We start from the raw sequence: 12,994 nt of genomic DNA, 5'->3' as shown, positions 1-12,994 counted from the left end.
TATTCTGGGGTATAATAATAGATATTAATATAGGTGGTGATTTTTTGTTAGATTTAAATTTAGAAGCTAATAGATGTTTAGTCTGTAAAAATGCTAGATGTAAAAGTGCTTGCCCTATAAGCACAGATATACCTACTGTAATAAATTTATATAAAGAAGGTAAAATAAAAGAAGCTGGTGAACTTCTATTTAATAATAATCCTCTTTCTGCTGTTTGTGCAATTGTTTGCCCTCATGAAGATCAGTGTGCTGGTAATTGTATAAGAGGAATTAAAGGAGAACCAATTCAGTTTTATAAAATAGAAGAAGAAATTTCTAAAAACTATTTAAAAGATGCTGATTTTTCTAATATAAGTAAAAACGGAAAAAACATTGCTATAGTTGGATCTGGCCCTGCTGGTCTTACAGTTGCATTTGAGTTAGCAAAAAAAGGCTATAATATAACTGTATTTGAGAAAAACGAACAACTTGGAGGAATTCTTAGATACGGTATACCTGAATTTAGGCTTCCAAGAGAAATAATTGATAATTTAATCAATATACTAAAAAATATGGGAGTTAAGTTTAAAATCAACGCTACAGTTGGTCCTATACTTACATTAGACAAATTACTTGAAGATGGATATGATTCTATATTTATAGGTACTGGAGTTTGGAATCCAAGAAGATTAGAGATAAAAGGAGAAAGCTTAGGCCATGTGCACTATGCTATAGATTACCTACGTTCTCCTAAGAATTACGACTTAGGAAATAAGGTTGTTGTTATAGGTGCTGGTAATGTTGCTATGGATGCTGCTAGAAGTGCTAAACATTATGGTTCAAAAGATGTTTTCGTAGCATATAGACGTGACTTTGATAATATGACAGCAACTAAAGCTGAAATTCATGAAGCTATTGAAGAAGGTGTAGAGTTTATGACTTATAAAGCTCCTATAAAAATAGTTAATGAAGGCATAATTTTAGCTGATACTAAAAAGGTAGTTAATGAAGATGGGACTACTTCTTTAATTACTGTAGAAGATAGTGAAAATTTATTTAAATGTGATTCTATACTAGTTGCAGTTAGCCAAGTTCCTAGAAATACTATTGTTTCTAATAACAAAGGCTTAGATGTTAATAATAGAGGACTTATTATGACAGATAATAGTGGACATACTACTCGCGATGGAGTATTTGCTTGTGGAGATGTTACTCATGGTGCTAAAACTGTTATAGAAGCTGTTGTAGCTGCTAAAATTGTTGCTCAATCTATAGATGAATATTTAAAGTAAAACTTATTAATGAATGAGAGTTTGAATATTTATATAAATTAAAACGGAGATGATTTAATGTCAGAAAAAATAGAAAATCTAGCTCAGATTTTAAATGAAAGTAATAATATAGTTTTCTTTGGCGGAGCTGGAGTGTCAACAGCGTCTAATATACCTGACTTCAGAAGTGCCAATGGATTATTTAACGAGAAATTAAATATTACTTTAACTCCAGAGCAATTAGTTTCGCATACATTTTATTTAAAATATACTAAGGAATTTTTTAATTTTTATAAGAAAAAACTTATATATCCTGATGCAAAACCTAATAATGCTCATATTGCTTTGGCTAAACTTGAAAAGATGGGTAAACTTAAAGCTGTAATTACTCAAAATATCGATGGGCTTCATCAAATGGCAGGTAGCAAAAATGTATTTGAACTTCATGGGTCTGTACATAGAAATTACTGTGTTAGTTGTAATGAGTTTTATGACTCTAATTTCATTCTTAATTCCAAGGATGTCCCAACTTGCACTAAATGTGGACATACAGTTAAACCTGATGTAGTTCTTTATGAGGAAGGTTTAGATGATTCTATAATAAAAGGATCAATTGATGCTATATCTAACGCTGATACTTTAATTATAGGAGGTACATCACTTATAGTATATCCTGCAGCAGGTCTTATAGACTATTTTAAAGGCAAGAATTTAATACTTATAAATAAAAGTACTACTCCTGCTGATAATAAAGCTGATTTAGTTATAAATGATAGCATTGATACAGTATTATTTAATGTCTTAAATAAAATTTAATAAATTTAATTAATATAGAGATTTTGTATATATAACTTAATCTCTATATTTTTATTTAAAATAAAAAAAGAGAGTATACAATGTAAATTTATATACATCATATCCTCTTCTTTTTAATATATAATCAATAAATTAATTTTCACTATACTAATACTTTAAATTGATATCCATTATCTTTATAGTATTTTATTAACTGAGGAAGAGCTTTTGCAGTATTTTCTTTACCATAAGTATCATGCATTAAAATAACTACCATTTCTTTTCCTTCTGAAGTTTTTACTGCATAGTTGCATAATTCTTCAGGTGATTTCTTTTTACCTTCAGCATCTCCACTTAAGGCATTCCAATCTATTGCAGCCATACTGTTAGCAGCCATATATTCATCTAAAGGTTCCATACCTTTCCATGACATATGTCCACCTGGACATCTTATAACTTCTGTTGAGAAATAAGGTCCTAAAACTCCTTTTAATATCTCATCAGTCTTTTTAAAGTCAGCTTTGAAAGCTTCTAAGTCTAATGTTCTATTTGGATATAATATACCATAATCATGGCTATATGAGTGATTTGCTATTGCATGTCCTTCTTCAAACTCTTGCTTTAGTAAATCTTCAGCTTTCTTTCCACCACGTTCTATATTAGATCCTGTTACAAAAAATGTAGCTTTAACATCTTCATCTTTTAATGTCTTTAATATCTCTGGAGTAACTGTAGTTGATGTTCCATCATCAAAAGTTAAAAATACTACCTTTTCTCCATTATTTGAATAGTCTCCACTTTTTAGCTTCTCTGCAACTTTTTCTGCACTATAGCTGTAACTTTCTGCTCCATGCTTAACTCCGATTATTTTCTTTTTAGCTTCTTCTTCTTCTTTACGTTTTTGTTCTTCTGCTGCAAGTCTTTTCTCCTCTGCAACTTTTTCTTCTTGTTTTTCTTTTATTGTTTCATCCACATAAGCTTTAACTTTATTAAAAGAACCAAATATAACTACACATACTACCATTAGTAAAAATGCTCTTTTAACATTTAGTTTTGCCCGCTTCTTGTTTTTATTAGAGCCAGAAAAAATATTGTTATTTTTTTTCATAACTTCCCCCTTACTGTCACTTAATGTCACTTTTTATTATATATACATTATACTCCAATTAACCCCTTATGTGTATTACAGCTTCGTAACAACTATTTCAAAATAGTAACATATTGAAAAAATTAAAACAAATTCAATAATTTTATTCGCTTCCCTAATGCGTAAAAAAACTGCATACGCAGTTTGTTTTAAGACTAATTAGCTTTTTTCTTTTCCGATTTCTTCATTTTCATTGTAATTATATACAATGCTACCAAACTCTTGTTGATATCGCATAGTCGTATTTATAATTATATAACCTAACCCCAAAAATATAAAAACTAAGGTAATCCCAATTACCAGTTTTATCTTTAGCCTCATATGGGACCCCCCCTTTTCATTTCCATTTTTTACCTAATTAAATTATATAACATTTTCTGACTATTTAACAGAAATTATTATCTATTTTTTTCTACAAATTAATGCATAAAAAAAAGCTGGTTAAAACCAGCTTTTTTACTTAAACTTTATTTGTCCATTTTCTATCGACTCTAAAACTACTAATGATTGTAAATTTATGTTTTTTTCATCTAAAAGCTTAGCCCCATCTTGGAATCCTTTTTCTATAACTATTCCAACTCCAACCAAGTTAGCTTGAGCTTGCTCAACTAATTCATTTAAACCTATTGCAGCTCTTCCATTCGCTAAAAAATCATCTAAAACTAATATGTTTTCACCTTTATTTAAATATCTTTTTGAAACTCTTATTGTATAATTTTTAGCTTTAGTAAATGAATATACTTCAGATTCATAAACGTCCTTATCTAAATTTTTAGATTCAACTTTTTTTGCAAATACTACAGGTACATTCCCAAGATGTTGAGATGCTATAGATGCTATAGCTATACCTGAAGCTTCTATTGTAAGTATTTTATCTATTTTTTTACCTTCAAATCTTCTTGAGAACTCTTTTCCTATTTCATTTAAAAACGCTACATCCAATTGATGATTTAAAAAACTATCTACTTTTAATATATCATTACCTGAAATTCTTCCTTCAGTTAATATTTTTTCTTTTAACTTTTCCATAAATATGCCTCCAAATTTTAGTATACTGCATAAATAATGTTGAGAAAGTTTAAAAAAACTCCTGTCTAAAAAGACAGGAGTTGCATTTACTATAAATAATAATAAACAAACTTCCTGTAGTCAAATCATTTACGGTGATTTGGTAGAAACTCTTGACCCTTATCGTCAAATTTATACAGATATTGTAATCAGTTTATCTAATTATAAATCATTAGTATGCATTAATCAATATTTATTTTATTTATCTCATTTATGCTAAGTGGTTTAAAATAATAATATCCTTGTATATATATCTTTTCATTTTTTATATTTTTTATAAAATCTTTTTGACATTTATATTCTACACCTTCACATACAATTGACTTATTTGTGGCTTTGCATATATTGGATAAAAATATAATAATTTCCTTTACAAAAATGGAACTTTCTATACTATCTATAAAGTATTTATCTATTTTAACTATATCAAAATCTAATTTTTCTAATATGTCTAAATTGGAATATTCAACACCAAAGTCATCTATAGCTATCATAAATCCACACTTTTTTAATTTTTCTATAGATCTGTTTATTTTGCTTAAATCATTTATTCCAACTTTTTCTAAAATTTCTATACATATACTGTGTTTTTTCATATTCATTAAAGTTGCTATATCGCATATTTGTTTTATAAATGTGTCATTTTCAATTTCATTTAAAGACATATTTAATGATATATAAAATTCATAATTTTTCATATTATTGTATTTTTTTATAATGTCATAATCATTTATTGCAAGTTTTAATATATGTAATGAAGTTTCAAATAACATATCGTTATTTTCAATATCTTTTATAAAAAAATAAGGGGTTAGTGTTTTATTGTCTTTTCTTAATCTTAATAACCCCTCAAATCCAATTATTACATTTTTTTTAGGATTTATTATAGGTTGATAGTATAAAAAGTATTTATTTTTCTTCAAATCTTCTCTTATGATTTTTTTCATCGTGCACTTTTTAATATAGGGTAATTTTTTTTTATAAAAAACATATGATAAAAATGCAATAATGCTTAATCCTATTAAAATAATTGTATTGAAATTACGTTTATATCCACCCTCACTGTTATTAAAATATATATCTTTAAGATTATCTATCGGACTATACTTTTGTTTAGAATACAACTTTAACTTGCTATCTATAGCTTTTACAAGTTGTTTATTCTCTTTATTTCCAGCTATGTAAACAGGTCCTGTTGAATATTCAAAAATCTCGTTCATATCGCTTAAATTTGTATTATTTATATGAGAAATAGTAGCATCAATTTTATTTTTTACTAATAAATCATCAAGCTCTTTATAAGATTGAGCTTCAACAGGAATTACTTTTATATCTCTATCTTCTAAAAAATCCATTATCCATTTTGAGTTTGTTTCTCCAGGTATATATCCAAACCTTAAATTATTCAAACCTTTTATATTACCATAGTCTATAGACTTATTAGTATATAAACCATACGTTTCTAAAGTTATATAGCTATCTGTAAATTCAAATTCATTAACTCTATCTTCTGTTCTATTAATTCCAATAAGTAAATCTAAATCTCCATTTTTTAACATACTCATCGCTTGTAAAATATTAGTATATTTATACTCATATTCAATTCCCAAATCGTTGCATATAGTGTCTAATATATCATTATAATATCCAGTTGGATTTCCTTTGTCTATATAAAAATACGGGTTATAATCATAAAATCCAACTTTTATAACTTTATTTTTATATGGTTTCTCCTGTGAATATATATTATTATCAATTATGGGTATTAATACTATGAGAATAACTAAAATGTTACTTATTTTTTTAAGCATAATTCTCTCCGTTTCAATTGTTTTGTATTTAATAATAATATTATCTTTAATCTTTCCTAACCATATATTCCCATTTTACTTATACCATAGTTTAATAAAATTCATACTCTCTTTTGATGGGTAAAACATTTTATCTTTACCTTTTTGCCCTACAGCAAAAATAGAAACCCCCTTAATATATTTTTCCTTGTCAAAGACTATTTTATATGCATTAAAGCATCTAGCTTGCTCATCTCCATTTACCAAGTCAGATACATTATTATTCCAAGGGTGTGTTGCTGCATATTCAAGTCGTGGAAATCCTAATTCCCCTAAAAAAATTTTTTTATTATATTTATTTGCAAAATTCTCAATTTCTTGTTTTATATTTTGATTTCTATTATTTACTGTAGAACTATTTATGCATTTAACCAATTCCTCAACTGTATTTGTAGGTTTATCACTAAGCTCAAAATAAGCTGCAATAGATATAAAATCTACTTTCGAAAATAATTTGTTATTTAGTTTTTTATTGTATAATTCTTTACTTTTGATATCCCATTTAGCAGTGTACCACCATGAAGTTTTATATGTTACAAGACCTTTGAATCTCTTTTTTGTAAAGTCTATTATGTCACACCAATTTTGTTCATATGGTTCAAGCTTACTAAGGTTAGATCCTGTATTTACAATATCTACTTTACATGGAACTGCTACTTCATCAATTAGCTCACTTAATATACTTTTCCAGTCGTTAAAAAATTGTTCTTTATTTTTAGGATTATACTCAGTTTCATATTTACTTCCATTATCAATCCAAGGAAATGCTTCTAATATCACTGTTTTATTATTTTTTTTCAAAATTTTAATAATCTGTATAGCCTTATTTTTACTATATTCATCTATAATCATTTCATTAGATTCTAAAGAAGGTATTTTTATAACTATCGGTACATTTACAGTATTTGCATTTAACATTTTTATATCTTGTAATGCCTGATTAATCTCATAATCTGTAGATAAATTCACTGAATTTATCTTATCTGGTACTTCTGCTTTATCATGTTTATATATAACCATTACACTACATAAAGCTAATATAATTATAAAAACTATTATCCTTTTCAAATGTATCAACTACTTTCTATATTTTAATATTAATAATATAGCTGATATTATTACAGTTAAAAATAAAAATCCTGCAATAAGTACAAATGTTAAACTTGCTTTCTCTAATTTAAATTTAGCATAATTATCTTCAGACTCTTCATCTCTTGTGTTATTTTCTTTGAAATTTATATCCTGAATACCTCCATCTCTATTTACTACAGCTGCATCGCCTTTTAAATCTCTGGTTAAATTGTTGTCAGATAAATACCTTACTGATGAACTCAAGCTATTTTTATCTAAAGAAGACACTATAATAGCTGAATTTGATTTATTATAAGGTGAATTTATAAGTTGCATTGTTGATAATTGTTTTGAATGTTCATCATCTAAGAATTTGATTTTATCGTTATTTTCAAATCCACTAAAATTTTTATTAAATTTAATGTATAAGTCTTTATTTATACCTTTTAAAATACTATTATCCCCTGGAGTTCCTATAACTATAAGATTTCCTTTTTTATTCGTATTTAAAAATTCACTATCAGTTAATACATTTAAATTTCCTGTATTATAATCTACATCTCTTCCCATATTTCCAATTATATTAGCTATATTGCTTAAATCTGATGAATTTAAATTTTTAGAAACAACTACATTTATATCATTTGCCTGTTGATTATCTATAAAAGGATATGGGTAGCTTTTGAAGTTCAAAGTATCATGATCTTTAAAATCAAACTTTATAAATGAGCTATCTAAAATATAAGCCCATGGGTTATCTGTATCTCTTGTAACGCACATTAAATCTTTTAACTCTAAATTAAATACAACTTTTATTTTATAATAATTTTCACCTAGAACATCCGTTGGAAGGTTTACTTCTAAAGTATCATTATCTGCTTTTTCTAAAGATAGTTTTTTACTTGAAATAGGCTTATCATTTGCATATACAGTAACTAACGATCTTTCAAAATCTAAATTTTTAGCGTATCTAAATTTCAAATTCAGAATAGATCCATCTGTACTTATTTTATTTTTAGGTATAGATACATCAAAGTTCGTTTCTTGTGAAAAAGGTCCCTTAAGTAAAAAATCATTATAACCTAAGTCATTTAAAGTCAATTTATTTTTAGTCTCTTTTTTTGTATCTAAAACATCTTTAGTTTCATCAATTATGAAACTACTACTATTTAATTCCTCTAAAAGCTCATTACTACATATTAATCTAGTTGCATTTTTAAGAGCTTTACCATTATCTGATATTATTAAAATCATTCTTTTTTCTTTATTAAAAGGAGAGATTACTTGCTTTATAACAGCTTGATTTTTAGCTTGATTTTTTTCATCATCACTTAGCAAATTTAAAAAATCTGTAGAAGTATTAGTTGTTCCACCTACATAGATAATATTGTTATTGTGTTCTTTTAAATTTGACTTTAATTTTACATCTAGCTTAAAATTGTCAGCCTTTAGTTTTTGTCCCATATTTAAACTTAAGTTCATTATGGAGCTTAATTCATTACTATTATATTTATTTGGTAGTACAAAAGTAGTATCTACATACTCTTCATTACCTATATTTGCAAATACACTATCATAGTCTTTTATTTCATTTGAGTTAGCTTTTAAGTCATACTTCAGCTCTATATCTGATTGCTTATGTATTACTAACCAATTTGCAGTATTAGAATCATCTCTACATATTTTATCTGATATAGTTTTATATGCTTTTATAGAAATACTATTATATCCTGATTTTACAAGTTCTTTAGGAATATTAACTTGCCATTTGTCCTGATATTTTCTATTTCCATCTAACCTTTTTGAACTTACAGGTTCTCCATTAATAAATACTGTAATGGTTGAATAATTTACATCTAATAACTCGCTTTTCGTATATACTAAATTTAATTTCAAATCCTTAACATCCCAATTTTGAGATACATTAAAAAATCTTTCGGTGCTTCCAATAACACCATTTATAGTTACGTCATCTTGAAATTTGTATGCTTTTACATCTTCATTATCTGCAAATACCAAACTAATATTGGAAAAAGTTAGTATTAATGATAATGCTATCGTTATTATTCTCATTAAGTACCTCCCTAAAATCTTTCTGTTTTATACCATTTAGCTTCTCTTTTTAAAAATACATCTTGAAAATGTCCAAACATACCCTTAATAGCTACCAATAACCACATTTGTGAATATGTGAAGTACATAATTGCAACTAAAAATATATTTTCCAAGCCACTTTCTCCTTTTTCCATGGATAAAGTTATACTAACTTGCAAAATAAATAAGACATATGATAATACCCATACAATCCAAAAGTTAAATGGTATATTCACTTGTACTAAATTAAATAAGCTTAAAACAAATATACAATCTGATATTACAACTGAAGTTAAAAATAAAAAATACACCGAGAAAAAATATATTATATCGAATAATACTCTATTTTGTTTTCCCTTAAATATATTTTTTATATACTTAACTAACACATATATATTTCCTTTAACCCATCTAGTTCTCTGCTTTATCCATACATTTATAGTCTCTGGTTCTTGTTCCCAAGTTACAGCTTGCGGAACATATGTTATTCTTTGCCCTAATTTATAAATTCTAAAACTTATCTCTGTATCTTCAGCTATTGCTTTAGTATCCCATCCCCCTAGCTTCTCAATAGTAGTTCTTCTTAATACAAAGTTAGTTCCTGGTATTGTACAAAGCCCTAATAGCTGTCTTCGTCCTGCTTGTGCTATCCATTGAAAACTTAGCGTTTCTATATTTATAAACTTTGTTAAAATGTTTTTATGTTTATTTCTAGTTCTAAATTTTCCAATAACGGCTCCTAACTTATCATCTTTTACTATAGTTTGGATTAAATATCTAAGTGCTGTTTTTTCTGGAGTGTTATCTGCATCATATATTGCAATAAATTCTCCTCTTGCTTCTTGATATCCAATATTCAGTGCATTTGATTTTCCTTTACCTCCAGTAATATTATCTGTATTTATAATAGTAAAATTATATTTTTTATATTTATTTTTTATACTTTGAAGTATATATTTAGAATCATCACTTGAATTATCATTTATTACTATTAATTCCATTTTATCCCTTGGATATTCTAATAATAGTAAGGACTCTACAGTTTTTCCTATAACTTTTCCCTCATTATGAGCTGGAACTAATATAGATACAAATGGATATTCTTTTAATTTTTCATCCTTAAAGTTAAGATTTTTAAGATAATATACATATCCACTTGCAGCTAAAAGAATATTTATAAAAAGTATCGCCCATATAGATATTAAAGAAAATAAAAATAAGTAATCTACTATAGTAAATCTGTTCATAACTATCTCCTTCTAAACTTTCGCCTATTTATAAATCTAAAGAATATAAATATTATAGTAAATACAAGCAACACAATAGATATAAATATTACAATTATCTTATTTATATTAGACATAGAATTTTCAAAATCCATCTGAGATTTATCATTTAACTTATGCTTATTGTAACTAACATCTATTTTTCCATCTTGAGACCTTATATTTATATCATCAATTTTTACATAATTATTTATATCTTTTAAATTTAAAAACTCTACATCATTATCTTTTAAATACGATATAACTTGCTTTAAATAATCCATATTCATATAAGGATGAAAGAAAAATCCTCCAGTATATCCTCTTACCATAGAAAGTTTATAAAAATTATTCTTTATAATATCTATTGAAAATTTATTATCTCGCTCTATATACCCTAAATTTTCAGGAATTAAAATATTAAAATCCTTACTTCCTTCTATGATATATGGGAAACTGCTTGTAGCAAAGTTTTCATTATTATTTTGGTATTGTCCAACATAAGTTGAAAAATATTTTTTTAATTCTGTATACCCTTTTTGATCCATAGCATAGTGAGGTGCTTCAAAAGCAAGAGGGTAAACGCCTTGTTCTACACATAATCTTAATCCACTTAAAACTCTATCCTTAACATAGTTATCCATATTTTCAGATATAGGCTCGTCTTTTTCCATATCCCAAAATTCATAACCTTCCCCTGAAATCTCTCTCTTATCTAAGGAGTGCATATATCCATGTAAAACAACACTACCACCTCTATCTTGCATATACTTTATTGTTTGTATAAATTCTGGGTCATCTTTTATAGTATTTATTTTTTCAGTTTTGCTATCTACATACGCTGGAATTAATGCTATCATAAAAGGTATCCCTTCAGAGTATAAATAGTCTGCAACCTCCTTTAAATTATTTTTATCTCTAAATAAATGTACATCCTCAATCCTTACAAATACTTTACCTTTTTCAAAGTTTTTCATATTATAAAAATCATTTAAAGTATCTTCAAATATAAAAGACTGATCTACTTTGTACTCTCCGATGAAATATAAATTTTTATTGTTTACAACATAAGGATATTCATTATACGAATCTTTCATAGTTGCTAAAACCTTGCAATTTTCACCTCTGGCATTCACCACATCAAAATAATCACTTCCAGATATAGTTAGTTTTTTTCCTTTATAATTTAATTCATTTATACTATTTACCTTTTTATCATAGATCAAATCATATTTATCACTATAGCTTAAAAAATCTTCAATTCTATTCCCTATCCAATATACTCCACTTTTATAATTTGATAAATCATCTAACAAATCAGCATTATTTATTTCATTTTCTATGTTTATTACAAATACGGAATCATATTTTGTTAAAGTTCCTTTTTTGTAGTCATTTACATATATATTATCTACACTCTTATTAAATCTATATAAAACTTCATTTAAGTGATTTACTACATTTTCTTTATACGAAAATGTTTTTTGATTTTCATATAGTATTAGAGCTTTTTCTTTTTTCTGTATGTCTGCAAAAACTAGACTACTACTGCTAAAAACTAATAAAACACTTAAAGTTATAGCAATATATTTTTTACACATCATACTGAAGCTCCTCTTCGCATAAATTTTTAAATTCTATAGAACTATTTATACTTTCTTTATATTCCACAATAGCTATTTTAGTATCTATATCTATATATGACTTTCCTTGATTCAATTCTAAGTTTAATTCACTTATATTTTTTTTAATTCTTTCTTTTACTGTATTTGCACCATCAAAATCTGTATAGGGCATTATAATCCCTATCATATCACTTTCCAAATAATATCTCTCATCTTCAGACCTTGTAGAATCTATTATTATATTGCTTACACTTTTAATTAAGTTATATGTTTTTTCTTCTCCAATTATTTTTCTAATTTCTTTATAATAAGGAAGCTTTATTATCATTAGTGTTAGCTTATTTTTATGTCGATTTGACTTACTCATTTCTTTTTCCAAAGTAGAATAAAAATGTTTAATATTTCCAAGGCCCGTTACTTCATCAACTGTAACAAGATTTTCATATTTATTTTTTAATACTTTGTTATCTTGTTGAAGCGATAAAATGACACTAGATAATCTTCCACTAGTCATACATATGATAGGCATACTTAACATCCAAATATAAGATATATAGTTTATATCTATATTCAATACTGTATTTCTGTAAAATATTAAAGATGCATATAGAAATATTGCTACTGATGTCAATATAAGCCCAAATATAATACCTCCTATATATGTTGTTATCGAAATTAAAAATGTAATTCCTAGCATGATAAAATTCAATAAAAAATTAGTATTTTCTTTTGATATAAATAATACAATTACAACAATAAATAATTCTAATACTAGTGCTATCATATACGAGTCTATTTTCTTTGATAACTTATCCATTTTCCCCTCCTA

At 26.2% G+C, this 12,994-nt stretch carries 11 protein-coding genes and 1 riboswitch; of the genes, 2 read left to right on the top strand and 9 right to left on the bottom strand.

From position 1 onward, the window contains the following. The first annotated feature begins 44 nt into the window (after nucleotides 1-44). A complete protein-coding gene (locus ACRDDE_RS13600; RefSeq protein ID WP_438628113.1) occupies nucleotides 45-1,271 on the top strand; it encodes an NAD(P)-dependent oxidoreductase in 1,227 nt (408 codons plus the stop codon). Nucleotides 1,272-1,328: 57 nt separating this feature from the next. After that, entirely contained in the window at nucleotides 1,329-2,066 is a 738-nt protein-coding gene (locus tag ACRDDE_RS13595; RefSeq protein WP_438628111.1) for an NAD-dependent protein deacylase, read from the top strand. 142 nt (nucleotides 2,067-2,208) lie between these two features. Here the strand turns inward: ACRDDE_RS13595 and ACRDDE_RS13590 are convergent, their stop codons facing one another. From ACRDDE_RS13590 to ACRDDE_RS13550, 9 genes are all read right to left on the bottom strand, one after another. Continuing rightward, nucleotides 2,209-3,153 carry a polysaccharide deacetylase family protein gene (locus ACRDDE_RS13590; RefSeq protein ID WP_438628109.1) on the bottom strand — a complete coding sequence of 315 codons (945 nt, stop codon included), beginning with the start codon at nucleotides 3,151-3,153 and terminating at the stop codon, nucleotides 2,209-2,211. 198 nt (nucleotides 3,154-3,351) lie between these two features. Next, nucleotides 3,352-3,513 carry a hypothetical protein gene (locus ACRDDE_RS13585; RefSeq protein WP_438628107.1) on the bottom strand — a complete coding sequence of 54 codons (162 nt, stop codon included), beginning with the start codon at nucleotides 3,511-3,513 and terminating at the stop codon, nucleotides 3,352-3,354. A gap of 135 nt (nucleotides 3,514-3,648) precedes the next feature. Beyond that, entirely contained in the window at nucleotides 3,649-4,221 is a 573-nt protein-coding gene (locus ACRDDE_RS13580; protein ID WP_438628105.1) for a xanthine phosphoribosyltransferase, read from the bottom strand. A gap of 97 nt (nucleotides 4,222-4,318) precedes the next feature. Beyond that, a riboswitch (purine riboswitch) is annotated at nucleotides 4,319-4,420 on the bottom strand. Between the two features lie 22 nt (nucleotides 4,421-4,442). Beyond that, nucleotides 4,443-6,071 carry an EAL domain-containing protein gene (locus ACRDDE_RS13575; RefSeq protein WP_438628103.1) on the bottom strand — a complete coding sequence of 543 codons (1,629 nt, stop codon included), beginning with the start codon at nucleotides 6,069-6,071 and terminating at the stop codon, nucleotides 4,443-4,445. 75 nt (nucleotides 6,072-6,146) lie between these two features. Further along, nucleotides 6,147-7,178: a glycoside hydrolase family 113 gene (locus ACRDDE_RS13570; protein WP_438628101.1), complete on the bottom strand. Its 1,032-nt coding sequence runs from the start codon at nucleotides 7,176-7,178 to the stop codon at nucleotides 6,147-6,149. 9 nt (nucleotides 7,179-7,187) lie between these two features. Continuing rightward, nucleotides 7,188-9,254 (bottom strand): cellulose biosynthesis cyclic di-GMP-binding regulatory protein BcsB, encoded by a 2,067-nt coding sequence (locus ACRDDE_RS13565; protein ID WP_438628099.1) that lies wholly within the window; start codon nucleotides 9,252-9,254, stop codon nucleotides 7,188-7,190. Nucleotides 9,255-9,265: 11 nt separating this feature from the next. Further along, nucleotides 9,266-10,522 (bottom strand): glycosyltransferase, encoded by a 1,257-nt coding sequence (locus tag ACRDDE_RS13560; RefSeq protein ID WP_438628097.1) that lies wholly within the window; start codon nucleotides 10,520-10,522, stop codon nucleotides 9,266-9,268. A 2-nt stretch (nucleotides 10,523-10,524) separates the two neighbouring features. Next, nucleotides 10,525-12,144 (bottom strand): DUF2334 domain-containing protein, encoded by a 1,620-nt coding sequence (locus ACRDDE_RS13555; protein WP_438628095.1) that lies wholly within the window; start codon nucleotides 12,142-12,144, stop codon nucleotides 10,525-10,527. Further along, entirely contained in the window at nucleotides 12,134-12,982 is an 849-nt protein-coding gene (locus ACRDDE_RS13550) for a GGDEF domain-containing protein (RefSeq protein WP_438628093.1), read from the bottom strand. The genes ACRDDE_RS13555 and ACRDDE_RS13550 overlap by 11 nt, the downstream gene beginning before the upstream one ends. Nucleotides 12,983-12,994 lie beyond the last annotated feature (12 nt).

The organism is Paraclostridium sp. (assembly GCF_051656405.1).
Classification (GTDB): domain Bacteria; phylum Bacillota; class Clostridia; order Peptostreptococcales; family Peptostreptococcaceae; genus Paraclostridium.
This window is presented reverse-complemented; position numbering and strand designations above follow the sequence as displayed.

Coding starts and splice junctions, on each gene's coding strand:
- ACRDDE_RS13560 (WP_438628097.1), bottom strand. CDS start 10,522: ATGAACAGATTTACTATAGTAGATTACTTATTTTTATTTTCTTTAATA.
- ACRDDE_RS13585 (WP_438628107.1), bottom strand. CDS start 3,513: ATGAGGCTAAAGATAAAACTGGTAATTGGGATTACCTTAGTTTTTATA.
- ACRDDE_RS13575 (WP_438628103.1), bottom strand. CDS start 6,071: ATGCTTAAAAAAATAAGTAACATTTTAGTTATTCTCATAGTATTAATA.
- ACRDDE_RS13590 (WP_438628109.1), bottom strand. CDS start 3,153: ATGAAAAAAAATAACAATATTTTTTCTGGCTCTAATAAAAACAAGAAG.
- ACRDDE_RS13595 (WP_438628111.1), top strand. CDS start 1,329: ATGTCAGAAAAAATAGAAAATCTAGCTCAGATTTTAAATGAAAGTAAT.
- ACRDDE_RS13565 (WP_438628099.1), bottom strand. CDS start 9,254: ATGAGAATAATAACGATAGCATTATCATTAATACTAACTTTTTCCAAT.
- ACRDDE_RS13580 (WP_438628105.1), bottom strand. CDS start 4,221: ATGGAAAAGTTAAAAGAAAAAATATTAACTGAAGGAAGAATTTCAGGT.
- ACRDDE_RS13550 (WP_438628093.1), bottom strand. CDS start 12,982: ATGGATAAGTTATCAAAGAAAATAGACTCGTATATGATAGCACTAGTA.
- ACRDDE_RS13555 (WP_438628095.1), bottom strand. CDS start 12,144: ATGATGTGTAAAAAATATATTGCTATAACTTTAAGTGTTTTATTAGTT.